Source organism: Acinetobacter haemolyticus (genome assembly GCF_900406815.1).
GTDB classification, from domain to species: Bacteria; Pseudomonadota; Gammaproteobacteria; order Pseudomonadales; family Moraxellaceae; genus Acinetobacter; species Acinetobacter haemolyticus_A.
Genome location: NZ_OVCN01000009.1, coordinates 12,144 through 37,049 on the forward strand (window position 1 = coordinate 12,144; position 24,906 = coordinate 37,049).

General features: G+C 40.6%; 22 protein-coding genes. 8 read left to right on the forward strand and 14 right to left on the reverse strand.

Features of this window, described 5'->3' with window-relative positions:
- The first annotated feature begins 45 nt into the window (after nucleotides 1-45).
- Together msrB and DK207_RS07605 are read left to right on the forward strand one after the other, a co-directional pair.
- Complete coding sequence (msrB, locus tag DK207_RS07600; protein WP_109440663.1) at nucleotides 46-465, forward strand: peptide-methionine (R)-S-oxide reductase MsrB; 420 nt, start codon at nucleotides 46-48, stop codon at nucleotides 463-465.
- A complete protein-coding gene (locus DK207_RS07605; RefSeq protein ID WP_109440664.1) occupies nucleotides 462-950 on the forward strand; it encodes a glutathione peroxidase in 489 nt (162 codons plus the stop codon). The genes msrB and DK207_RS07605 overlap by 4 nt, the downstream gene beginning before the upstream one ends.
- Nucleotides 951-1,002: 52 nt before the next feature.
- Here the strand turns inward: DK207_RS07605 and DK207_RS07610 are convergent, their stop codons facing one another.
- The 3 genes from DK207_RS07610 to DK207_RS07620 form a co-directional block, all read right to left on the reverse strand.
- Nucleotides 1,003-4,143: an efflux RND transporter permease subunit gene (locus DK207_RS07610; RefSeq protein WP_109440665.1), complete on the reverse strand. Its 3,141-nt coding sequence runs from the start codon at nucleotides 4,141-4,143 to the stop codon at nucleotides 1,003-1,005.
- A 1-nt stretch (nucleotide 4,144) separates the two neighbouring features.
- Complete coding sequence (locus DK207_RS07615) at nucleotides 4,145-5,335, reverse strand: efflux RND transporter periplasmic adaptor subunit (protein ID WP_109440666.1); 1,191 nt, start codon at nucleotides 5,333-5,335, stop codon at nucleotides 4,145-4,147.
- Nucleotides 5,336-5,494: 159 nt separating this feature from the next.
- Nucleotides 5,495-5,947 carry an Lrp/AsnC family transcriptional regulator gene (locus tag DK207_RS07620; RefSeq protein WP_004639361.1) on the reverse strand — a complete coding sequence of 151 codons (453 nt, stop codon included), beginning with the start codon at nucleotides 5,945-5,947 and terminating at the stop codon, nucleotides 5,495-5,497.
- Nucleotides 5,948-6,098: 151 nt separating this feature from the next.
- Between DK207_RS07620 and DK207_RS07625 the strand changes: the two genes are divergently transcribed.
- Complete coding sequence (locus DK207_RS07625) at nucleotides 6,099-6,716, forward strand: LysE family translocator (protein WP_109440667.1); 618 nt, start codon at nucleotides 6,099-6,101, stop codon at nucleotides 6,714-6,716.
- Nucleotides 6,717-6,767: 51 nt separating this feature from the next.
- Here the strand turns inward: DK207_RS07625 and dapC are convergent, their stop codons facing one another.
- The 3 genes from dapC to purT form a co-directional block, all read right to left on the reverse strand.
- Nucleotides 6,768-7,937 carry a succinyldiaminopimelate transaminase gene (gene dapC / locus DK207_RS07630; RefSeq protein ID WP_109440668.1) on the reverse strand — a complete coding sequence of 390 codons (1,170 nt, stop codon included), beginning with the start codon at nucleotides 7,935-7,937 and terminating at the stop codon, nucleotides 6,768-6,770.
- 84 nt (nucleotides 7,938-8,021) lie between these two features.
- Nucleotides 8,022-10,688 (reverse strand): [protein-PII] uridylyltransferase, encoded by a 2,667-nt coding sequence (gene glnD / locus DK207_RS07635; protein WP_109440669.1) that lies wholly within the window; start codon nucleotides 10,686-10,688, stop codon nucleotides 8,022-8,024.
- A gap of 23 nt (nucleotides 10,689-10,711) precedes the next feature.
- On the reverse strand, nucleotides 10,712-11,929 hold the full coding sequence (purT, locus tag DK207_RS07640) for a formate-dependent phosphoribosylglycinamide formyltransferase (RefSeq protein ID WP_171293651.1): 1,218 nt from the start codon (nucleotides 11,927-11,929) through the stop codon (nucleotides 10,712-10,714).
- A gap of 306 nt (nucleotides 11,930-12,235) precedes the next feature.
- On the opposite strand from purT, the gene DK207_RS07645 reads away from it, so the two are divergent.
- Complete coding sequence (locus tag DK207_RS07645) at nucleotides 12,236-12,700, forward strand: hypothetical protein (RefSeq protein ID WP_109440671.1); 465 nt, start codon at nucleotides 12,236-12,238, stop codon at nucleotides 12,698-12,700.
- A gap of 138 nt (nucleotides 12,701-12,838) precedes the next feature.
- On the forward strand, nucleotides 12,839-13,969 hold the full coding sequence (locus tag DK207_RS07650) for a CNNM domain-containing protein (RefSeq protein ID WP_109440672.1): 1,131 nt from the start codon (nucleotides 12,839-12,841) through the stop codon (nucleotides 13,967-13,969).
- Nucleotides 13,970-14,060: 91 nt separating this feature from the next.
- On the opposite strand, the gene DK207_RS07655 is transcribed toward DK207_RS07650, so the two are convergent.
- On the reverse strand, nucleotides 14,061-14,765 hold the full coding sequence (locus DK207_RS07655) for a Crp/Fnr family transcriptional regulator (RefSeq protein ID WP_109440673.1): 705 nt from the start codon (nucleotides 14,763-14,765) through the stop codon (nucleotides 14,061-14,063).
- 107 nt (nucleotides 14,766-14,872) lie between these two features.
- On the opposite strand from DK207_RS07655, the gene DK207_RS07660 reads away from it, so the two are divergent.
- Nucleotides 14,873-15,406 (forward strand): DUF962 domain-containing protein, encoded by a 534-nt coding sequence (locus DK207_RS07660; protein ID WP_109440674.1) that lies wholly within the window; start codon nucleotides 14,873-14,875, stop codon nucleotides 15,404-15,406.
- 70 nt (nucleotides 15,407-15,476) lie between these two features.
- Here DK207_RS07660 and ychF read toward each other — a convergent pair whose 3' ends face one another.
- The 7 genes from ychF to DK207_RS07695 all read right to left on the reverse strand — a co-directional run bounded on the left by ychF (nucleotide 15,477) and on the right by DK207_RS07695 (nucleotide 23,100).
- Nucleotides 15,477-16,568, reverse strand: coding sequence for a redox-regulated ATPase YchF (ychF, locus tag DK207_RS07665; RefSeq protein ID WP_109440675.1), 1,092 nt, complete (start codon nucleotides 16,566-16,568; stop codon nucleotides 15,477-15,479).
- A 94-nt stretch (nucleotides 16,569-16,662) separates the two neighbouring features.
- Nucleotides 16,663-17,322 (reverse strand): methionine ABC transporter permease, encoded by a 660-nt coding sequence (locus DK207_RS07670; RefSeq protein WP_109440676.1) that lies wholly within the window; start codon nucleotides 17,320-17,322, stop codon nucleotides 16,663-16,665.
- Complete coding sequence (locus DK207_RS07675) at nucleotides 17,303-18,373, reverse strand: methionine ABC transporter ATP-binding protein (RefSeq protein WP_109440677.1); 1,071 nt, start codon at nucleotides 18,371-18,373, stop codon at nucleotides 17,303-17,305. The genes DK207_RS07670 and DK207_RS07675 overlap by 20 nt, the downstream gene beginning before the upstream one ends.
- Nucleotides 18,374-18,384: 11 nt before the next feature.
- A complete protein-coding gene (locus tag DK207_RS07680) occupies nucleotides 18,385-19,212 on the reverse strand; it encodes a MetQ/NlpA family ABC transporter substrate-binding protein (protein WP_109440678.1) in 828 nt (275 codons plus the stop codon).
- Between the two features lie 27 nt (nucleotides 19,213-19,239).
- Nucleotides 19,240-20,652, reverse strand: coding sequence for an LLM class flavin-dependent oxidoreductase (locus DK207_RS07685; RefSeq protein ID WP_109440679.1), 1,413 nt, complete (start codon nucleotides 20,650-20,652; stop codon nucleotides 19,240-19,242).
- Nucleotides 20,652-21,875: an SfnB family sulfur acquisition oxidoreductase gene (locus DK207_RS07690; RefSeq protein WP_109440680.1), complete on the reverse strand. Its 1,224-nt coding sequence runs from the start codon at nucleotides 21,873-21,875 to the stop codon at nucleotides 20,652-20,654. The genes DK207_RS07685 and DK207_RS07690 overlap by 1 nt, the downstream gene beginning before the upstream one ends.
- Before the next feature lie 13 nt (nucleotides 21,876-21,888).
- A complete protein-coding gene (locus DK207_RS07695; RefSeq protein ID WP_109440681.1) occupies nucleotides 21,889-23,100 on the reverse strand; it encodes an SfnB family sulfur acquisition oxidoreductase in 1,212 nt (403 codons plus the stop codon).
- A gap of 358 nt (nucleotides 23,101-23,458) precedes the next feature.
- On the opposite strand from DK207_RS07695, the gene DK207_RS07700 reads away from it, so the two are divergent.
- A complete protein-coding gene (locus DK207_RS07700; RefSeq protein ID WP_109440682.1) occupies nucleotides 23,459-24,229 on the forward strand; it encodes a glutathione S-transferase family protein in 771 nt (256 codons plus the stop codon).
- Between the two features lie 235 nt (nucleotides 24,230-24,464).
- Nucleotides 24,465-24,848, forward strand: a complete 384-nt coding sequence (locus DK207_RS07705) for a hypothetical protein (protein ID WP_005080406.1) — start codon at nucleotides 24,465-24,467, stop codon at nucleotides 24,846-24,848.
- Nucleotides 24,849-24,906 lie beyond the last annotated feature (58 nt).

Genomic DNA, 24,906 nt, shown 5'->3' on the forward strand with positions numbered 1-24,906 from the left:
CATGAAGCATGACATTGAATCTCATAGATTTAAAGGAGTTTTTTCATGGGAAAAGTCAATAAAACTGACCGAGAATGGCAAAGAGAGTTATCACCAGAAGAATATCGCATTACCCGTAAAAAGGGTACTGAGCCGGCGTTTACTGGGCAGTATTGGAACAGTAAACAAAAAGGGATTTATGTATGTCGTTGCTGTGGTGCGAAATTATTTTCCTCTGAAACAAAATATGACAGTGGTTCAGGTTGGCCAAGTTTTTATCGACCGATTGATAATTCAGCTATAGAGGAGCACGACGATTCTTCACATGGCATGGTTAGAACTGAAATCATCTGCCATGATTGCGACGCACATTTAGGGCATGTGTTTGAGGATGGCCCAGAACCGACTGGATTGCGGTATTGCGTAAATTCAGCATCATTACAACTTAAAACAGAAGAAAAGAATGACGAGGAAACTTATCCATGAGTAACATTTATCAGTTTGAAGCTGAGTTGTTAGAAGGAGAAATAAAAGCACTTGCCGATTATAAAGGTAAAGTGATGCTGATTGTAAATACAGCAAGTAAATGTGGCTTTACTCCACAATTTGCAGGGCTTGAGAAACTTTATGAAAAATATAAATCTCAAGGTTTAGAGGTTTTGGGTTTTCCATGCAATCAGTTTGGAGGGCAAGATCCTGGGACAAACAAGGAAATAGGAACGTTTTGCCAGCGCAATTATGGCGTTAATTTTCCAATGTTTGCCAAGGTAGACGTTAAAGGACCTGAGGCCCATGTAATCTTCCGTTTTTTAACGCGTGAAGCAAAAGGAATTTTAGGTAGTCGTAATATCAAATGGAATTTCACTAAGTTCTTAGTGGGACGCAATGGTGAAGTATTAGGTCGTTACGCACCGACCACTAAACCTGAAGCTTTGGAAGCGGATATTGAAAAAGCATTAGCGAAATCATAGATATTCCTATGAATAAAAAAGACGGTTATAAAACCGTCTTTTTTATTTTTTACTAGGAAGTTTCTGTCGGTAATGGTTTATTCTTTTTGAAGTTAAACAGCTTTTGATGAATATCATCAATAAATGTGTAAACCACGGGAATAACCAGCAAGGATAAGAATGTACTGGTAATCAATCCGCCAATTACAGAAATTGCCATTGGAGAACGGAAACTAGGATCAGTTCCTACCCCTAAAGCAATTGGTAACATGCCTGCACCCATTGCTAATGTGGTCATAATAATAGGACGCGCACGTTTATGGCAGGCATCGAGTAAAGCATTGAAACGTGAGTAGCCCTTTTCGTTCCTCGCAATGATGGCATAATCGACCAATAAAATAGAGTTCTTACTTGCGATACCCATTAGCATGATCAAGCCAATTAAACTTGGCATGGAAAAACTACTTTTTGCTAAAAGGAGTAAAACAAAAGCGCCGCCTAACGATAATGGTAATGCTACTAAAATGGTGATCGGTTGTAAGAAATCTTTAAATAAAAGCACCAACACAACATAGATACACAATACGCCTGTTAACATTGCCAAACCAAAACTTGAAAATAATTCTTGCATGACCTCTGCATCACCAATGTTGGTATGTGTCACGCTCGGCGGTAGATTTTTCATGGTAGGTAATTGATCAACTTGGGCTGCAATATCTCCTAAAGGTTGGTTATTGAGCTCAATATTTAAATTGATATTACGCATGCGATTAAAGCGATCGATTTGTGATGGACCACTTTCAATGTTGACATCAGCGATTGTGCCTAGCATTACTGGGCCGTGACTTCCCTGAATAATCAAACGCTTCATCAACTCTTGATCTTGTCGTGCTGATAAAGGAAGTTTAATGACTACAGGTACTTGTCGTTGTGAAAGATTTAGCTTTGCCAAATTCTGATCGAAGTCACCCGCAGTCGCAATCCGAAGTGTTTCAGCAATATCATAGGTGGTGATCCCTAGATCAGCAGCTTTTGCAAAGTCTGGACGAATCACTAACTCTGGGCGAATCAATGCTGCACTTGAAGTTACGCTACCGATATTTTGAATCGTACGTAATTCTCTTTCCAACTGTCGAGCAGTTGAAATCAGCGTTTCAGGATCATCACCTGAAAGTGCTAATTGATATTGACTGTTGTTTCCTGCTATGCCGACTTGAATTCTGGCACCAGGGAGTTCAGCAAGCCGTTGTCTGATTTCATCTTCGACTTGTTGAAGACTTGCATCACGACTTTTACGCTCAGTGGTTTGGATCGTTAAGGTCGCTTTACGTGGTTCAGTTGAAGCACCCCCAGCAAAAGGGTCTGTACCTGCCGCGCCGCCACCAATAGTGGTATAGATACTTTTGATTTCAGGGTGATCTTTAATTAATTCGCGGGCATATTCTGCAGTTTTTAATGTATCTGCAAATTGTGAACCAGGTGTCAATTCTAGGCGGACTTGGGTTTGTCCTGTATCAGGTGGAGGAACAAAACCAGTCGGTAGCAATGGAATGAGCATGAGCGAACCGATAAAGAAGAGGATTGCACCAAATAAAGTAATCCAACGATGGCTAATACACCAAGTCACCAATCGCATATATCCGCTCATGACTTTTCCATCATTTTCACGATCTTTAGCTAAACCAGTTTTACCCTGATCATTTGAAGTTTCGCTCTGTAAGGGATGATCAATTTTACCGACCCAAGGTTTTAGAATATAGGCCGCCATCATTGGTGTCAGCAAACGCGCGACAAGTAAGGATGCAAAAATAGCAAGGGATGCTGTCCATCCAAATTGCACAAAGAACTTGCCAGCGATACCACTCATAAAGGCGGTTGGCAAAAAGACAGCGATTAGGGTAAACGTTGTAGCAATGACTGCAAGACCAATCTCGTCGGCAGCCTCCATCGCCGCTTCATAAGGTGTTTTGCCCATCCTCAGATGGCGAATAATATTTTCAATTTCGACAATTGCGTCATCGACTAAGATGCCGACAACCAAAGACATGGCTAACAAGGTGACAATATTTAAAGTAAAACCTAGGTAATACATGCCAATCATGGCGGGTAGAATGGAGAGTGGTAGGGCGGTCGCTGCAATAATGGTGGCACGCCAATCCCGCAAGAATAACCACACGACAAGCACAGCTAAAATTGCACCTTCATAAAGTAGTGCCATTGACCCTTTATAGTTTTCTTCAACGGGCTGAACAAAGTTAAATGCCTCAGTAATTTCAAGATCTGGATGAGATGCTTTGAGTTTATCCAATGCAAGGATAACTCCTTTTTCAACATCAACTTCACTGGCACCTTTACTGCGCGTAATTTCAAAGCCGATTACAGGTTTTCCATTTAATAACGCAGCTGAGCGTCTTTCGGCAATACCATCATGAATCGTTGCTACTTGATCGAGACGGATATGTCGCCCGTCACTCAGTGCGATATCCATCGCGCCAATTTCTTCGGCTGTTTGTACAGTGGCGATTGTACGGATTGACTGTTCACTACCACCTATTTTTGTTTGTCCGCCTGAAGCATCTTGTTGGAGTAGGCGTAGCTGGCGACTGATGTCAGTTGCCGTTGCATTGAGTGCGAGTAGTTTTTCTGGATCTAGTTCAACTTCAACTTGTCTTGTGACCCCACCTACACGTGAAACTGCACCAACCCCTTTGACTTGAAGCATGGCACGGGAAATATCATAGTCCACAAACCATGACAATGCTTCTTCATCCATTTTCGGGGATTGAATTGTATAAGTTAAGATGGGTGAGCCAGATAAGTTGATTTTACTGACAATAGGATCTCGTAAATCTGCTGGTAAATCTGAACGTACCTGTGAAACCGCATTCCGTACATCATCTACGGCTTCTTGGAGCGGTTTTTCAAGTTGGAACTCGGCAGTGATGCTCACTACACCATCTTGAATATTGGTATATTGATTTCTAAGACCTTGTAAAGTTGCTATCGAGTTTTCAATTTTACGGGCAACTTCCGTTTCCAATTGTGGGGGAGCAGCACCTGGAAGTGCTGCCGTTACGGTCACCATTGGAAGTTCAATATCGGGAAATTGTTGAATTTTCATCCAGTGAAAACATAACAAACCCGCTAAACCCAACATGATAAATAACAAAATACCGGGAATTGGATTGCGAATCGACCAAGCAGAAACATTCATCTTAACGCTCCTGCTGAGTAACAAGTTTTTGACTAAGCGGTGTATCAGGGATTTCTTTCGCGATGCTCACTAGGTCTCCATCACTTAAAAAGCCTGTACCCGATGAAACAACTTTGACATTTGCAGGTAAATCTAGAATCTCAACACGATTACCAGAACGACGACCTATGGTGACTTTTTGCTGAGTCACACGGTTATTACGGTCAACTGAGAAAATATAAGTAAAACCATCACGGAGTAACAATGCGCTTTGAGGCAGAGTGAGTGCTGATTTTTGTCCCAGATCAAATTCACCTTTAACAAACATCCCCATGCGGACAGCTTGTGTCGAAGGTAAATCGACATACACAATCCCATAGCGTGTTTGCGGGTCGATAACAGGTGCGATCATTCGCACTTTACCTTTAATCTTCGGTTGAGTAGGGTCGGGAGAAATAATTTCGGCGACCATACCTTGTCTGAGTTTATAGAGATCGGTTGTGGTTACTTCAGCCCGCCATTCTAAGCGGTGATCTCTAATTAACCTGAATAATTCTTGTCCTGTTTGCGCCAAAGACCCGACAGTTGCACTACGAGCAGAAATCACGCCGTTATCAGGGGAAACAACTCTGGTTTGAGTTAAACGCAACTGATTACTTTCAATTTGTGCCTTGGCTGCATCTAAGCGTGCTTGGGCGGTCGCTTGAGAAGTTTGATATTGTGCAGACTCTTGAACTGAGATAGCGCCTGTATTTTTTAGCTGCTGAACACGTTTAAGATTAGCTGATGCATCTGCAAGAACTGCTTGGGCTTCTGCATAACTGGCTTTGGCTGCTGCAAGATCTGCACGAATCGTATCGCTATTTATTTCGGCTAAAACCTGTCCGCGTTTAACCTGATCACCAACGTTGACATTGACCCGAGTAAGGCGTTGACCAGATAACTCACTACCAATTACCACTTCTTGCCATGCAGCGACATTGCCATTGGCAGTAAAGCTTTGTTTCCAGTTTTGTAATACTGGCTCAACGACTGTTACCGTGAGAGCCGATTTTTGCTCAGTCTGTTCTGTAGCTTTTGGCGGCTTGTCCGTTGTTGATTTTTTAGTAATTCCAGTTAACCGTAAGGCAATGAGAACAATGACCAAACCAACGATGATTGCAAATAAAAGCCAAACTTTTTTATTCGTTTTTTGAGGAGTTTGAGAAGCCATCTTTCCATAGTCATCAAGTTGTGTGATGGCTAAGTATAGACCAAGATTTCAACAGATGGTCAAGTGTTCGATTATAGATTTCAGTATATTAAGTAAATTATCGTATTATGCGATTGATGGTAGGGTATCTAATTGATATTTATTTATATAATTTTTATCTTAAAGGGGCAATAATCGATTAAATACCACATTTTTCATGACAATTGTGGAGGTAAGGCGTTGCACGTTGGGTAGGGCAGATAAGCTATCATCATATAATTTTTGAAAACTTGCCAAATCTTTGGTAACCACATGTAATAGATAATCTGGGTTTCCAAATAGACGTTGGGCTTGTGTTACATTTGCGATTTCACTGACTTTTTCTTCAAAACTGGATAAAGCCTTTTTATCTCCATCTTTTAACGTCACGAAAATAATAGCTGAAAAGTTCAACCCAATTTTTGATGCTTCCAGATCTGCATGATAGCCTTTGATAATTCCTGATTCTTCCAATGCTTTCACACGACGATGACATGGAGATAAGCTTAGTCCAACTCTCTCTGCCAGTTCAGTGATAGATAATCGCCCATTTGCTTGGAGTTCAGCAATAATTTTCTTATCAATGCGATCCATTTAGAAGAAACTACCTTTTCATTTTAGATGTATGGAATTATTTAGAATAACATTTTAATCACAAAAGCCTATTATCTCAAAGCGATATTTACCAATTGGTTTAAATATCAAGCGCTGAAAACAGTATGTCATTGGGATATAGGGTCGCATTATGGAATTAAGTGTAATTTTAGCTTTCTGGAGTGTTTCAATTCTATTTGTGCTTACACCTGGTGCCGATTGGGCTTATGCAATTTTGGCAGGGATTGAGGGAAAGTTTGTTAGTACTGCAGTTACTGGATTGATTTTAGGACATTTAATTGCAATTTTATGTGTTGCAGCAGGTGTAGGCTCGCTGTTAAATCATTTTCCTATTCTAATGACGGCAATGACAGTATTAGGTGCGGGATATTTACTGTGGATGGGAGTTCATCTGTTATTACAGCCAGCCACCATTTCACATGCTGATGGGCAGCCTCGATCATTACTGAATGCTAAAGCATGGTTGATTAAAGGTGTGGGTATTAGCGGCTTAAATCCAAAGGTTCTTTTTTTATTTTTTGCGCTATTGCCACCATTTATACATCCGAAAATGGCACTTTCTCCAACAGTACAAATTATGATGTTAGGTATGATTCATTTACTAAGTTGTGCTGTGGTGTATATGTTAGTGGGTGTAACTGCAAAAAAATTACTAAGAACGCGACCTACAGCAGTAAAAATTGTGAGTCGTATTTCGGGCAGCTTGATGGTAATGATTGCTTTAGTTTTAGTGATTGGGCAGGTTTAACATGAAAATAGGAATCCATAAACAGTTTATGGATTCCTTTGATCGTATAAATTAAAGAATCGCTTTCAGACGTTTCACGACCTCTTCACATTGAGCTAGATCTGCGACCAGGGCCATTCGGACATGACCTTCACCGGGATTGCCTTGTTCAGTATCACGAGAAAGATAACGGCCTGGCAAAACTTTGATATGGGCTTTTTCTATGAGCATTTTGGCAAAAGTTTCATCATTATCCACTTTTAACCAATAATAGAAGCCGGCATCAGGTTTTTGTAAAGGCAGTAGATGACCCAGTTCCGATTGGAATAAGTCAAATTTGGCACGGTATTGTTGACGGTTTTCTTCAACATGTGCTTCGTCATTCCAAGCTGAAATGGATGCCAATTGATGCTGAACTGGCATCGCAGCACCATGGTAAGTGCGATATTGTAAATAAGGTTTTAATAAAGTCGCATCTCCAGCTACAAAACCAGAACGCATACCGGGTAAGTTAGAACGTTTAGAAAGTGAGTGAAATACGATGCAATTCTTATAATCATCACGTCCCATTTCTGCACAAACTTCTAATAGCCCAACAGGTGCTTGATCGAACCATAGCTCCGAATAACATTCATCGGATGCAATCACAAAATTATATTGGTCTGACAAAGCAATTAATTTTTTAAATTGTTCTTTTGACAGTACTGTTCCAGTCGGATTTCCTGGTGTACATACAAACAATAATGCTGTTTTTTCCCAAACTTCAGCAGGGACTGCATCAAAATCGCCTAAATAACCATTTTCTTCAGTGCAGTTGATGAAATAAGGTTTAGCGCCTGCAAGTAGTGCAGCACCTTCATATATCTGATAGAAGGGGTTTGGCATGACGATAAAAGGTTCATCTTCACGTTTAATGAGTGATTGCACAAACGAAAAAATACCTTCACGTGTTCCAGAAACAGGCAGAATATGATCTTCTGCACTGATAGTGTTCAATTTAAAACGGTTTGTCAGCCATTGTGCAATACTTTGGCGTAACTCAGGTAAACCTTTACTATTTGGATAGGTAGATAAATGCGCGAAATTATCAATAATGGCTTGTTTAACGAACTCAGGTGCTGGATGTTTTGGCTCACCAATTGAGAGTGGAATCAATGGTAAGTTGGCAGGTTGCACCTCTTTAAAAAGTTGATTTAGCTTTTCAAAAGGATAGGGATGCAATAGAGACAAGCTTGAGTTCATTTAAACATTACCAAAAATAAGAATGAAAAGTCTCCCCATTTTAACAAAGGGGATGCGGAGCGATTGTAGCTCCGCAAGATGTTTTTAAGTTGGATTGCAAACTTGATTAGAAGCTTCATCCAATGCTGCTTTTAATGTTTCAGCAAAAGCCTTTACTTCTTCATCGGTGAGCAATACACCATTTTTCTTGGTGACAAAGAAAATATCCTCTGCACGCTCACCAAGCGTTGCGATTTTAGCAGAATGAATATCTAAGCCTTGCAGCATAAATAATCCACCGATACGAGCCAGTAAACCCGGTTGATCGAGTGTTGAGATTTCAACCATATGCTGTTGTAAAGCTGGGTTGAGTACAATATCAACCGTGTTTTGTATATCGAAGTGACGTAAATGGCGCGGAATTCGGCGTTGCATAATGCCAGGATATTGATCTGAGTGGCTCAATGCTTCAATTAGCGCCGCTTTAACTTTACGCTCGCGTTCTGGGTCGGTGAGTAAGGTGCCAAAACGATCAAGGACTAAGTAAGTGTCCAGACTAAACGAGGTTGAGGCAGTGATAATACGTGCATCTTGTACGTCTAGATTCATCCGATCGAGTACCGCTACTGTTGTTGCGAACAAGTTCGGTTGATCACGTGTATAAATAAAGATCTGAACCGCATCATCTGCAGCGTTGCGGTGGGCACGAAGTAAAACCAAAGGTTCTGGGTTATCCCCATGTTGTAATATGGCTTGAGTATGCCATGCAATTTCATTGGCTGACTCTTTAACAAAATATTCATCACCAAGCTCTTGCCAAACTTTTTCAACTTCGGCGAGGGAGAAATCATTAACCAATAATTCACTGGCAGCAAATTTGGTGTCTTCGATCAGCATTTGGTAATCAACAGGACGACCCAGACCAGAGCGAATCACATCACGTGAATAAGTATAGAGTTGACGCATGAGCGAAGCGCGCCAAGTATTCCAAAGTTTTGGATTAGTTGCATTGATATCCGCTACCGTCAAGGTATAAAGATAATCAAGATGCTCCATATCACCGATTTTTTCAGCAAACTCTTTTACTTCATCAGGATCAGAAATATCTTTTTTCTGTGCAGTGAGTGACATGAGGAGGTGATTGTTGATTAACCATGCAACCAGTTTGCATTCACGTTCAGTAAAACCATGAGTGCGACAGAATTCGATGGCATCAATTGCACCAAGCTCACTGTGATCACCACCACGACCTTTTGCAATATCATGGAAAATTGCCGCGAGATAAACAATGTCATGGCGCGAAATACGTTGGAAAACGGAGCTTACGACAGGAAATTCTTTGGCAAATTCAGGTTCTTTAAAACGACTAAGGTTACGTAGTAGTAATAGAGTATGAGCATCCACTGTATAGATATGGAATAAATCGTATTGCATTAAGCCTGTGATTTGTCCAAAAGCTGGAATGTAATTACCCAATACACCATAACGTTTCATCGAAACCATTGTTTCATATAAACGGTGAGGTGAACGAATAATAGACATGAACAGGGCTTGATGAACAGGATTGTCACGGAAACGTTGATCAATACGTTTTGCCGCAAGTACTAATAAACGTAGGGTACGTGCACGGATACCGGTGATTTCAGGTCGATTTGCCAGCAAATAGAATAATTCTAAGATAGCGCTTGGTTCTTCTGAGAAAACCTTGTGATGCTGTACTGCCAATTTGCCATCAACGATTTTAAAACGTTCATTAATATCGATAATATGGCGTTCATAGTCTGGTAAACGAGGTGTAATTACTGATTCATTGAAATAAGCCAGTAGCATTTCATTCAGGGTTGAAACCTGTTGCGCTGTGCGATAATAGCGCTTCATGAATTGTTCGACTGCAAAGTTTACAGGTTGACCTTCTTCTCGAACATAGCCAAATTTTGCAGCAATATCACGTTGATATTCAAATAATAAACGGTTCTCATCTCGTTTTGCGAGGCGATGTAAATGGGTGCGGATTTCCCATAAAAAGCTTTCTGCTTCTTCCAATACGCCTAGCTCAAATTCCGTAATAAAACCAAGGTGTACAAGGTCATAAATACGGTTTACACGGAAATGACGTTTTGCAATCCAACCAATTTGATTAATGTCTCGGATACCGCCTGGCGCATTTTTAATATCAGGTTCTAGATTACTTTCTGTATTATTATGCTGAGCATAGCGTTTTGCCTGCTCTTGCATTTTCGCATCATAGAAAGTTTGATCCGTCCATGTTTGAGCAACGATTCGACGCGGCCATTTCGCTAGTTGTTCTTTGCCCGTAATTAAACGTGCTTCAATCAACGTTGTTGCAACCGTTAAGTCATTACTCGCTTGTTCGACACAGTTTTGAATGGTACGGACGCTGATACCAGGTTTGAAGTTACCGACATCCCAAAGCGATGAAATAAACGTGGATATGAGTTTCTCTTGTTCCTCGTTAATTTCATTTTCAGACAAAATCATGATATCCGTATCTGAATACGGAAGCATCTCATGACGACCGTAACCGCCAACCGCAAATAAACCTAATTCAGTTTGAGCTAATCCTGCATGATTCCAAAGGAATATAAGGGCTTCATCAATAGAGTTTGATCTTGCTTTGATGACATCGCGAATGGATTGCCCATTTTCATAGCTCTCTTGCAACTGCTTTTCTACATCCGTTCGCCATTGGTTAATAGCTTGAATATCATGATGACTGGTCACGTAGTTTAACAATGGAGATGTATTGATCATGAAAATGGGTCTACTCAATCAGGTTAAGAGTTTGTTTGTACGCTCACTTGGTCAGCTGCTTGCTGAGCTAATTCACGAGCAAGCTCAGTATTTTCAGCGCGTGCAGTAGCAACACCCATACGACGACGTTTGAAGCCTTCAGGTTTGCCAAATAAACGTAAGTCCGTGTTTGGATTAGCTAAAGCAAGATTTAGGCCAGAGAAACTTAAGTTATTTGCATCAACACCCGCATAGATCACGGCACTGGCTGCAACACTATGACGTGCTGTATTCACAGGTAAACCTAATATTGCTCGTGCATGTAGTTCAAACTCGCTTTGGAATTGAGAAGCCAATGTCACTAGACCTGTATCGTGTGGACGAGGAGAGACTTCACTAAACCAAACTTGATCACCTTTGATGAACAACTCTACACCAAAAATACCACAGCCACCCAAAGCGGTTGTGACTTTATTGGCAATGCGTTTTGATTCTTGTAATGCAGTTGCTGTCATCGGTTGAGGTTGCCAACTTTCTACATAGTCACCAGCATCTTGACGGTGGCCGATTGGATCACAGTAATGGGTCTCGATTTCACCTGTTTCAGGATTTTTCGCACGTACCGTCAATAGGGTAATTTCAAAATCAAAATCAATTTGTGATTCAACAATAACCGTACCCTGGTTGACACGCCCACCTTGCATTGCATATTCCCAAGCGGCATCAACTTCATTGAAGTTTTTTACGCGTGATTGACCTTTACCAGAAGAAGACATTACTGGTTTTACAAAGTTCGGATAGCCTATATCGTCACAAGCAGCACGGAAGCTTTCAAGTGTGTTGGCAAAACGATAAGCGGAAGTTGGCAAACCAAGTTCCTCTGCTGCTAAGCGACGAATTCCTTCACGGTTCATCGTTAAATTAACGGCTTTAGCAGAAGGAATCACCGTTGCAGTTTGGCTTTGTTCAATCTCAACGAGTACTTCAGTTGCAATTGCTTCGATTTCAGGAACAATTAAATTAGGTTTAATTTTCTCAATCAGTTTTTTTAATTCAGTAGGATCAGCCATATTTAAGGTATAAGCATAATGCGCTACTTGCATTGCTGGCGCATGATCATAGCGATCAGCAGCATGAACTTCGACACCTAAGCGTTGTAGAGAAATAACGACTTCTTTACCAAGCTCTCCAGAACCTAACAGTAAAACCTTAAATGCAGAAGATTGAAGTGGAGTTCCTAGAGTGACGCTCATGCGAATAATCCTATCCTGAATAATTTGTGTTTAAGCATAGCAGAACTTTTTACGGAATTAAGCTTGTGTTAGACAAAAAACATGGTTTTTGTTAGACAAAAAAGAGTGAACTAAATGCCTACGATCTGCTTAGACATTTACATCATCATTCAGTGGTAATTTATCTGCTTTTTTCCCAAAAATATTTCAATGGTTTTTAAGCGTTTAAAATCGTAATTTCTTATGATTAGGTGTTTGGTAAATCAGTAACAAAGATTGAGAATTATTTCTAAATTGACTAGCATAAGTCGCAAAAGTTTCGGTGATCATTTTCAGATGTTAAAGACTAAAACCTGTGTCACAGCAATGGTGTTATGTACCCCCTTATTACTTATCGCGTGTGGTAATGGCAGTAATGAGCCTGAAAAAAAGGTTGAGATCAAGCCTGCACCGAGACTAACCAATGACGCGACTGCATATGCAAATGCGGCTTGGCAATTAATCAATGACATTGATCAACTTGTTTATGATAAACAAGTTGATGAAATAGAAGAAAAGGTAAGAAAGCCATTGCGCCAATTGAGCACAGATTGGCGAATCAATGTCAAAATGACGGATTCAGTTACAGAAGGGAAATATGCGCTGTGCCGTAAAGCCCTTACCAGCTTAGATAGCTGGGCTAGAGATGTACTCGCAAATGCCAACAGTGCAACTCAAAAGCAAGCCGACTATGAAAGGGATAAAACCCAATGTAAAGGTGCGATTGATAACCCAGCATTAGGGAATACCTCACCTAAATAAGTCGTCATTGCTAAGGTTATAAATTGTAAAGAAATAGTGTTGAAATTTTTCTGAAATGATTGACTCAGAACCATGGAGAACGTAGGATAAATTTCCTCAATTGCGTAAGGAACCTGTGGTTAAAAGCCAAGTTCTCATATGGATACTCCCAGTTTAATTTCAGAAACTTTTGGACAAATCTCTTTTGCTTCTGTCTTCAGTGGTGATGCATTACTTTTATTATTATATGTTGTTTTAGCACTATTTTTTTCGTTTTTATGTTCGATAGCTGAAGCAACATTACTCAGTATTACGCCAAGCTATATTGCTGGCCTCAAGGAAACAAATCCTAAAAAAGCTGAACAGTTACGACGTTTAAAAGAAGACAATATTGATCAATCCCTAGCTGCGATCCTAACCGTAAATACCATAGCACATACGGTTGGTGCGATTGGTGCAGGTGCTAAGGCGATCTCAGTATTTGGTCAAGTTTGGTTCGGCGTTTTCTCCGCTGTGATGACTTTACTGATTCTGTTCCTTTCAGAAATCATTCCTAAAACTCTTGGTGCTGTATATTGGCGTCAATTGGCTTCCTTTACGGGTATTTATGTCAATTTTCTTATCAAAACCATGTATCCATTAATTATTGTTTCAGAAAAGTTAACCAAACTCATTTCTGGCGATAAAAAAGCGCAACAATTCAGCCGTGATGAGTTTGTGGCGATGGCGGGTATTGGTAAAGAAGAGGGGATGTTGAATGATCGAGAATCTAAAATTATCCGAAATCTCTTTTTGTTCAAATCTTTTGATGCCAGTACAGTAATGACACCGAGAATTGTTGTTTCAGCTTTGCAAAAAGATCTAACGGTTGATGAAGCACTTGCCATACCGACTGTATCGAATTTTTCGCGTTTGCCTATTTATGAGGATGATCTCGATAGCGTAGTGGGTTTTGTGCTACGTGAAGATTTGTTAGTTGCAAAAAATAAAGAACAAGGTGAGCATTCAATTAATGAGTTCCGACGTGAATTGATCACAGTCATGGCAAAAACTCCTTTATCCAGATTAATGGAAATCTTATTGGAACAACGACAGCATATTGCGCTAGTTGTTGGCGAATATGGTGATACCAAAGGGGTCGTGACCTTAGAGGATGTTGTTGAAACGCTCTTAGGGATTGAAATTCTTGATGAAGGTGATAAAGTCGAGGATATGCAGAAATTGGCAAGACAACTTTGGGAAAAGCGTGTCGGAAAAATGGGTATCCATTTGGAATCGCCATTTAAATAGGTTTTAATTCAATGCCAATGCTTTATTGGTATTGAATGCTGTATCTTTTAGCCTGTGTGATCTTTTCAACAAGATGAAGATTACATGGGCTTTAATCATTTAGGTTACCCATTGTGGACAACGCTTTTAATTTTTTTAAATCAATAACCTGTATTTTTTTAAACCCTAATTGAATAACTCCTTGTTTTTCTAAATGGTTAAGCTCTTGATTTATAGTCTGCCTCGACACCGTGAGCATATTGGCGAGTTGATCTTGAGATATTTGAATATTCAGATCATTAATAGAAGCTCGATTACCATATCCCTCCAATATAAAGAGTAGCCGCTGCGCTAGGCGTTGAGTAATGCTCTGGGTCTGAATCGCAATTTGTTCTAGAAACACATAACGTAATTTCTGACTGGTGAGCAAGGCAAAGTAGTACCAATAAAAAGGGTTTTGTAATAAAAATTCTTTTAGTGGCTGTGCAGGGATTTGTAAAACAACACTTTTTTTCAGTGCAATTGCATCATGTGATCTTGGCTGCTTATCGATCAATGAGATTTCACCAAACCACATGATCGGTTCCGCAATTGCAGCGATTGCTTCATTGCCATTTACATCGATGTAACCCAAACTAATCGAACCCTCAAGCACACCGTAAACACCATCGAATAGATCTTGGGCATTGAACACAGCAGCATTTTTTTCAATGATAAGTTTTTTGCCATGTTTAAGAATAAAGTTTTGAAATGGCTCTGCTAGGTGTTGATACCAGGAGTTTTGCTGCAAATGGTGAATATAAATAGGATCTAGCACTACTTTTCCCTTTCAAAAATAGAAACCTATTTGTCAGCTATTTGACAACTTGGTTTTTGGATTTCTTATAGATTAATAACATATAGAAATAATATGAGGAATGCGACATGACAAATTTGGAGCGTCAACTTAGCCAATATGCGGCTTATCATTTAGATCGTCATAATATTGTGACTCATTTTATAGGTATTCCACTGATTGTTTTCTCAATCTTGTGTCTCGCTGCAAGAGCAGGTATTGAGATTTCAGGCTTTTCAATCACCTTAGCGATGCTGTTGATTGGATTGAGTACAATTTACTATATTTCATTGGATAAACTCTTTGGTCTTCTGATGCTGATTCTATTTATAGCGGCATATCCGCTTGCCATAAAAATAGCATCGTTGCCAATGTGGAGTTGGTTAGGAGCAAGTATTGGTATTTTCGTAGTGGGTTGGGTATTTCAATTCGTTGGACATTATTTTGAAAAGAAAAAACCCGCATTTGTTGATGATTTGATTGGTTTAGCCATCGGACCATTGTTTGTTTTAGCTGAATTTATTTTTATGCTGGGTTTCCGTAAGCCTCTGCATGAGCGTATTTTAAAAGAAGCAAAAATGAAGCGTGCGGCAATGGATATGAAAACGCAAACTATCTCTTAATGTTGTGTTGAAAGAATAAAAAAACCGCCAATAAGATCATCATTGGCGGTTTGGAAATCAAAAAGTTAATTTATACGTTAAAGCGGAAGTGAAGAACATCACCGTCTTGAACGACATAGGTTTTACCTTCTAAACGCCATTTTCCTGCTTCTTTGGCGCCGTTTTCACCATTGTATTGAATAAAGTCATCGTAAGAAATACATTCTGCACGAATAAAGCCTTTTTCAAAGTCAGTGTGAATCACACCTGCTGCTTGAGGCGCAGTTGCACCGATTTTAACTGTCCAAGCACGAACTTCTTGTACACCCGCAGTGAAATAAGTTTGTAAGCCGAGTAAGTTATAACCCGCACGGATTACCACGTTTAGGCCAGGTTCTTCCATACCCATTGCTTCTAAGAATTCAGCGCGATCTTCATCTTCAAGCAATGAAATTTCAGCTTCGATTTGGTTGCAAAGCGGAACAACAATCGCATTTTCTTCAGCAGCGAGTTTTTTTACTGCTTCAAGGTGTGGGTTATTTTCAAAACCATCTTCTGCAACGTTGGCAATATACATGGTTGGCTTAAGTGTCATTAAGCCAAAACCACGAACAGCTTTACGTTCGTCATCAGACAAGTCAGCGGCGCGCGCTGGTTTACCTTCGTCAAGTAAAGGTTGGATTTTTTCTAAAGCTGCTTTGGTTGCGATTGCTTCTTTATCGCCACCTTTTGCTGCTTTAGTTAAGCGTAATAATGCTTTTGCAACTGTATCAAGATCCGCAAGTGCAAGTTCAGTATTGATGGTCGCGATGTCATCTAATGGGTCAATTTTACCATTTACGTGAATGACGTTTTCATCTTCAAAACAACGTACGACATGTGCAATTGCATCTGTCTCGCGAATATTGGCAAGGAATTGGTTACCCAAACCTTCACCTTTTGATGCACCAGCAACCAAACCTGCAATATCAACGAATTCCATTGTAGTCGGAATAACGCGTTGTGGTTTAACAATTGCTGTAAGTTTGTCTAAACGTGGATCTGGAACAGGTACAATCCCTGTATTGGGTTCAATGGTACAGAACGGAAAGTTTTCAGCAGCAATCGCTGCCTTTGTTAATGCATTAAATAATGTAGATTTACCTACGTTTGGCAGACCAACAATACCGCAATTAAAACCCATGAAACCACTCACAAATGTGTTATTTAAAAATTGCTGCTGATTTTACATGAAAGCCATGACAAAGTCATGGCTAGAGTAGAGGATCCATTCGGGCTTAAACTTTGCGTTTATCCAGTTGTTGGGCAATGTGATCGCCAGTGGCCTGCACCAACATGACCAAAACGATCAGGACCAAAATCACAGCAAGCATCACTTGCATATCAAAACGTTGATAGCCATAACGATAGGCAATATCGCCTAGACCACCTGCACCTATTGCACCGGCAATGGCAGAAGAGCTGATCATCGTGACAATAGTCACGGTAAAACCTGCGATAATACCAGGTAATGCTTCCGGGAGCAGCACGTTCCAAAGAATCTGCTTGCGATTACAGCCCATTGCTTGCGCTGCCTCAATCAGCCCTTGATCGACTTCACGTAGGCTGACTTCCGCAATACGGGCAAAGAAAGGAATCGCGGCGATAGTTAAGGGCACAATTGCCGCCAAGATTCCATAGCTGGTGCCGACAATCCATCGGGTAAATGGAATCAAAGCCACCATTAAAATGAGGAAGGGTACAGAACGGGTAATATTAATCACCCAGCCTAAGGACTGATTGATTTTCTTGGAAGGATAAATGCCAAAATCGGCGGTGCTGACCAGAATCAAGGCAATCGGCAAACCAATCAAAAAGGCGAGAATTGCAGAGACACCGACCATGATTAAAGTATCGGTGGTTCCTGTCAGTAACAGATCAATGAGTTGATTGTACATAACCGATCACCTCAAGTTGTGTTATGGCTGGATGTTTTACAAATTTGGGGCTGTTCAGATCAAACTCGAGATTGCCAATCCCAATCACTAGTGAACCAATGGTTCGCTGTTGAATGGTATCAATCTGACTGTAATACACCTGAACGGGGCTGTTAAATCTATCCAGTAATTCATATAAATCAGGTACCGATCTAGATTCACTGACATATTTCAGTTTTAAAAGCTGATGGGTACTCTGTGGCAGAATGGTTGGGCTAAGTTCAAAAGGTAAATTCACCTGTTCAAAGTTGAGTAATTCCTGTGTGATCTGTTGTTGCGGATTGGAAAATACCGACCAGATCTGCCCAGACTCAACGATTTCACCCTGATCAATCACGATCACCTGATCACAAATTTCTTGGATGACATGCATTTCATGGGTGATCAAAACAATGGTTAAACCAAGGTTCTGGTTAATCTGTTTCAGCAAAGCCAAAATATTTGCGGTACTTTCTGGGTCGAGTGCAGAAGTGGCTTCATCACATAGTAGAATTTCAGGTTGAGAGACTAAGGCACGCGCAATACCGACACGTTGTTTCTGTCCTCCCGACAGTTGGGAGGGATAATCATGTCGCTTTGCATCCAAACCTACCAGCTTCAAGACATTACTGACCCGTTGCTCAATCTCAGCCTTGTCATAACTTGCGATTCGCAGTGGTAGAGCCACATTTTCCCACACCGTTTTGGCAGACATTAAATTAAAATGCTGAAAGATCATGCCAATTTTCTGCCGGGCCTTGATCAACTCGGCATGGCTGAGTTCAGCAATATTTTGCTGATGAATCAGGATACTGCCGGTATCAATCGACTCCAGTCCATTTAGGGTACGGAGTAGGGAGGATTTACCAGCACCGCTTTTCCCAATAATCCCGACAATCTGTGCTTTGGGAATATCGAGATGAATGTCTTTTAAGGCATGTAAGCGTTGGCCCTGTACATCATAAAACTTATTTAAACCGCGTATTTTCAGATGAGGGACTGAAAAATCGACTTGTGAACCAAAACTCACCATCATCGTTCTCCTTATTTCCAGCCAGGGAACCACAAGGTTGGACCGAAATCGCTATCCAAGGCCGCTTTCACTTTGGGTGAATTTTGATAAATCTCGACAAATTTCTGTAGTTTGTTGTCTTTGTCCTGATAGTCATCACGCACCACAAATAAAATCGCATAACGCTTATTGGTGTTGTCATCAAACAACAAGGCACTTTCAGGATCAGCCGTTTTGGCCAAACGTAAGTAGTGCGGATAACCAAAAGCGAGATCAACATCATCAATGGCACGTGCAGTTTGAGGTCCTTCAACTTCAGTAAATTTGAGGTTCTTCGGATTTGCGGTAATGTCTTTCAGTGCAGAAAGATGATTATTGCTGTCTTTCAGTTCAATCAGCTTGGCTTGTTGCAACAGCAATAAAGCACGACCTTGATTGACAGGATCATTCGGAATCGCAACAGTTGCACCATTCGGGAGTTCATCAAAACTTTTATATTTTTCTGAATACAGCCCAACATGCGAAGCCGCACCCGCAGCAAATGACTTTAACTTAAAGCCAGTTTCTTTAATGGAATTATCCAGAAAGGGCTGATGCTGGAAAAAGTTCGCATCGATATCGCCATGACTTAAGGTGATATTCGGGGTATTCCAGTCGGAAAACTCGACCAGTTTGACATTTAATCCCTGTTGTTTGGCTTCATCCGCTGCGACTTGAAGCGGATGAGCAAAAGAAGGACTTATTCCAATTACCAGTTCACTATTACTGCTTTGTCTGTGTTTATTCCAGATCAATAAGGCAATAATCGCAACAACGACCAAGCCAATACCGAGCCATTTTTTAGAGGCTGTTTGAGCCATATATTTCTCCAATTCTTTTCTTAAATGTTAAGCACTAATTTCTTCAATTATTTTTAGGTGATCTGCGTTGTTATGCGTTCTACATCGGAATTGGTCAGCAGGATGGCTTGCAGTTAAAAGATCGCCTTGGGCAAACAATTTGTTACGCAGTGAACCTGTGGCATATTCAGTTTTATAACGACCACGTTGCTGTAACTCAGGGATCACCAGTCGAATGAAATCATAGTGTGATTCAGGTGCAACCGTACGCGTCAGGTTAAAACCATCAATGCCAGTTTGATCGAGTAGTTCAATGAGATATTCAGCAACTTCAGTGCCACTACCGACGATGAGTGGATAGCGCCCACCTAGCACATGCTGTGCTTTCAGGTCATTTTTGCTGATGCGCTGTTCTTTAAATTTCTCATTGACTGAAGCAATGCTATTGCTCTTTTGATATGGAATCGCTTCATCATCTGCAAACTTGGCAAGATCAATTCCGACTGAACTGGCGTAATGTGCTAAACCTGCTTCAGGACTGGCATATTGACGGTATTCAGCCAGTTTTTGCTGTGCAAGTTCATGTGTTTCCGCGACTACAATGGTAATGCCGACAAAGATTTTAATCGCATCTTGATCTCGACCTTGCTGTGTTGTTTGTATACGTATTTTATTGACTTGTTGACGAATCTTTTCTGGTTGATCACCACCAATAAAAATACATTCGGCATGACGCGTAGCAAACTGTAGTCCTTTCGGTGAAGCACCTGCCTGAAAGAGAGTTGGTGTGCGCTGTACCGATGGCGCAACCTGAAATACCCCTTGGCTTTGGTAATATTGCCCTTGATGATTGATCGAGTGTACTTTTTTGGGGTCAGTAAAAATACGCTGTTGTTTGTCTTTCTTTAAGGCGTCATTTTCCCAGGAACCTTCCCAATATTGATAGCAAAGTTGTAAGAACTCCTCGGCTTGATCATAACGTGCATCATGATCTTTTAAGCCTTTTTGTCCAATCAAGCGTTCAGCACTGTCCAGATAGCCAGTGACAATATTCCAGCCCAAACGACCTTGAGTTAAATGATCGAGACTGGCAAAACGCCGTGCAAATTGATAGGGCTGCTCATAGCTGAGATTGACCGTGACACCAAAACTCAAATTCTGCGTGACCAAAGCCATGGCTGAAATCAGGGTGGAAGGGTCATGGCTTGGCAGTTGAATTGATTCTTTCAGAGTGAGATCGATGCCATTCTGATAGACATCATAAACACCTGTAATATCAGCAAGGAATAAACCATCAAACAAACCTTGTTCTAAAGTTTGTGCCAATTCAGTCCAATAATTCAGTTCATTAAAGCGATGTGATTGATCACGCGGATGCGTCCATAAGCCATGATTGATATGACCGACACAATTCATATCAAAGGCATTTAACAAGATTTTTTTAGCAGTGGTTTGAGTCATTACAATGTCCCCCGACGTGGAGGCAGAATGCCATTCAGCACATAATTACCGATGAAGTAATATTTCCAGCGTGCAGCATCATGCAAGGTGTGTACACGCGCATTACGCCAGTGACGATCCAGCCCATCGGCACGTTGACTACCACGACTGCCAGCTAGTTCAATCAATTTAGAAGATGCCTTTAACGCTGTTTCAGTACTATGCGCACGAACTTTAGCAACATCAATTGAGGCTTTGGCTAAGCTTTCTGGATTGAGATCCTGTTTGGCAGCATCAACAGATCGAGCCGCCTGTTTGAGGAGTAATTCACTGGCTTTGACATCGGTTGCGACACGACCCAATTCAGATAGGGTTAACGGATCTTGGGTAGCGGAATCAATATTGGCATCAATCCAGGGGCGAGCGACACGCACGCGTTGCAACGTTTCCTCAAAGGCCGCGCGAGCAATCCCGACTTCAATTGCGGCATGCATGATTTGAGCAAATGGCCCGACCAAAGACAGTTGTTTGAATGCGGTGTCAAACGGAATCACATCCTCTTTGGCAACGAAGACCTGATTAAACTTGACTGTGCCGCTGCCTGTAGTACGTTGACCAAAACCAGACCAGTCATCAATCAGCTCCAAACCTTGACTGTCGCACTGTACAAAAGCCAGAAATTCGCGTCCAGATTCATCCACCACTAAGGTTGGAATACGATGGGCAAAGAGACTACCCGTGCAATAAAACTTTTCCCCCTGAATCAGATAACCGTTTTCGCTTGGGATTAAGGTGGTTTGTTTATGTGCTGAGGTACGGGTTTTAAACTCAGCCAGCGCATTACCAAAACGTGCACCTTGTAATACTTCCTGATAGAGACGCTGCTTTTGTGCTTCGGTACCGGTATTGCGTAATACTTCCAGTGCATAAAAATGGTTTTGTGGAATTTGACCGATTGAACCATCCGCACCACTAAATAGGGCAATCACTTTGGCAACGGTAAGACTTGAAACCTCTGCACCGCCATACTGTTTAGGTACGGTAATTGCCCATAAACCTGACTGGCTATACGCTTCGATTTCAGTAAACGGCAAGTTTCTATTGGCATCACGTTCAACGGCTGTTTGTTTAAACTGTTGACTGAGTTGTGTGGCAATTTCCAATGCTTCAGCATCGTTTTGAATAATATGTGCTGCTTTAAAATTGGTTTTGGAAAAACCTTGTAATTCTTGATAAGAGGTCATGATGATTTGCTCCTTAAATCCAGGCATGGCGGGCAGGGTGCGTACCATTGAGGTAATAGTCACCGATGGCATGGAATTTCCAACGCACAGGATCATGTAAGGTATGTACGCGAGCATTGCGCCAATGCTGATCAAGATTATGTTGGCTCAGGCTGGCTCGGCTACCACCAAGTTCGAGTAATTTTTCTGAGATATGCAGGGCAGCGTCATTGGCATAAATCTTTGCTTCTGCCACCAGAATCGAAGCACGTGCAGCTTGCTCGGCAGAAATCTCAGCGAGTTGATCCAGTTCATCCAGATATTCAGCTGCCTCATCCAGTAATAAAATGGCTGCATCGAGCAGGATATTCAGTTTGCCGACCTCTTGTAGGGTGTAATGTTCCTCACTGGCTTTTTCTACACCTGCATCAACAATTGGACGTGCTTTACGAATGCTAGATAAAGTGTCATTAAAGGCTGCTTCTGCAATCCCAACATCAATCGCAACTTGCAAAAGTTGAGAATAAGCACCGCGAACATTTGGGGTATCGGCAATAATGCGCTCATCAAAAAATAGTGCAGGATCAACAACGACGTTGTGTAGTTTTACCGTTCCACTGGCTGTAGTACGTTGACCAAAGCCATTCCAGTCATTAATCACTTCAACGCCTTCGGCATGACGCTCAACCAGAGTCAATACGGTATAACCATCTGGATGTAAGGCTCGAATCGCTAACCAATCCGCAAAGCTGGTGCCAGTCGAGTAAAATTTTTCCCCGTTTAAAAAGTATTGACCATTTTCTAACCTTAATGTGGTTTGAATGGCTTTGGTATCTTTGGAGTTTTTTTCTGGCCCACCATTGGCAATGCGTTTGCCTGCCAAAATTTCAGTATAGACAAACTGTTTTTGTACATCTGAACCGGTGATATTGATAAAATTTAAAAGACCAAACTGGTTTTGTGGAATTTGTCCGACATTGGCATCGGCTTTCGTTAAAATACGAAACACATGTGCCAAGGTCTTATTGGAGACAAAAGCACCCCCATATTGTTGTGGTATACGGATTCCGCCAAGGCCTTTTTGGCTAAACTGAATAATTTGTTCTGTCGGCAAAATCCGATTTTGATCACGATGATTGCGATCTTCTAATGCAAAGTCAGCAACTTGATAGGCAGCATTGATGGCCTGCTGATCATTTGAAATCAGTTGTGTTTGAGCTTGGATCACTGATTGATTACTGGACATGTGAGCACCTCTAATAGATAAGAGGGACTTTACATAAAAATTACTTTTCAACTAAATTAGAAGTTTTGACTTAGATATCATAATAATTATTAAGCATTTTTTTTGAGAAAAAGCACATAAAAAGTAATATGGAATTTAATGGTAAAACAAATATTTAACTCTTTAAGACGTTTTCTTAATTCTTAAGGTCTATACTTTTATGAAGTAAATGAATATTTTCACCTTAAAAACATATAAATATTTTTAGCCAAAATTTAAAAAAGATAGAGCAAAAACGACATTGTAATCATTCACTTTTACTTCTAAAGTATCAAAAAGCTTATGTTTGATCGAATAGAAAAATAAATTTGGAGTGTTTATGCGGGTTTTATACCAATTTCCTTTATCTCATTATTGTGAAAAAGCTCGCTGGTTGCTAGATCATAAAGAATTGGATTATGTGGCACATAATTTAATTCCGGGTTTTCATCGTGCGTTTACCTATTTAAAGTCTGGGCAAAACTATTTGCCGATGTTGAAGGACGATAAGCAGTGGGTTGCAGATTCAACGCAAATCGCTCTGTACCTTGACAGTACATATCCTGAGCATGCCTTACTACGGCGTGATGAACAATTACGTGAACAAGCTATTGAAATAGATGTGCTTGCAAATGAACTGGGTATTCATGTACGTCGATGGTCATTGGCACAAGCACTTTCCACTAGCGACCATCCACTTGAAATTATGATGGGAGAGCAAGGTTATTTGCGTCAATTTGAGAAATTTTCAAAGCCAATTCTTAAAAGTTTGGTGGCTTCAAATTATCAATTAAATCCAGAAAAAGTCGCCCATTCCAAAGTGCGTATGACAGAGTTAATTACGGACTTAAATCAACGTTTGATTGACAATCAAGGTCGTTATCTAGTGGGTGATCGTTTAGGATTGGCAGATATTTCCGTTTGTTCCATGCTTGCGCCATTGTTGGTGATTAAGGGAACACCTTGGGAGTTGGAAAATGATGGCGTTGATCAATTTGGTGGAGAGTTAAAAGAATATTATGACTATTTGTTAGATCTTCCGATTGGACAATATGTACAACGCATTTACTCAACTGAACGTAATGCCCGTGTGGATTGGCGCGGTCTTTAACCTGTTTTTCAATTTAGATCTAATGATTAAACTGAACATAAAATGTTTGGTTTAATTGATTAGATGAACGATAAGAAGATGTACATATCTAATCGGGTCGAAATTTATCAAATTAATAAAAGAAGTAAGACAATCGGCTAATCAATAAAACACAATTGTATATATAATAATTCATACCGTACGAGTCGGTTTTAAGCTGTGATCCAGCTAAAAACATAAAAATAGAGGGAATACCATGAAAACATTGCAATTTATAGCAGATTGCCCTAAGCATGGGTTAATTGATCATCCGCCAAATGAATGCTATATCACGCAAGAATATGTGGCTGCATTATTGTATAAACAATTAGAACAATACGGTTTTGATGCACAGCATATGCGTCATGAACATGAAAAAATCGAAGTTCGTATCGACAATCATCAGCTGCCACTTTCTATTCTGTGTTCGCAACAAGACTCGGAAGGACATATTTTGTGTGAGATCACGGCAAACCCTCAGCAAGAGTTAGCTTGGTTTGAAAAGATCGAGACGCAAAGTATTATCCGCCAATTGGCTCAAGCTGTTGAAAATAGTTTAAAAGCTGAACATAGCTTTTCTAAGTTTGTATGGAAAAGCTAAGTCAACTTTGAGCATGTGATCTTAAATGAAGTGATTTAACATCATGACCGTTTCGGTG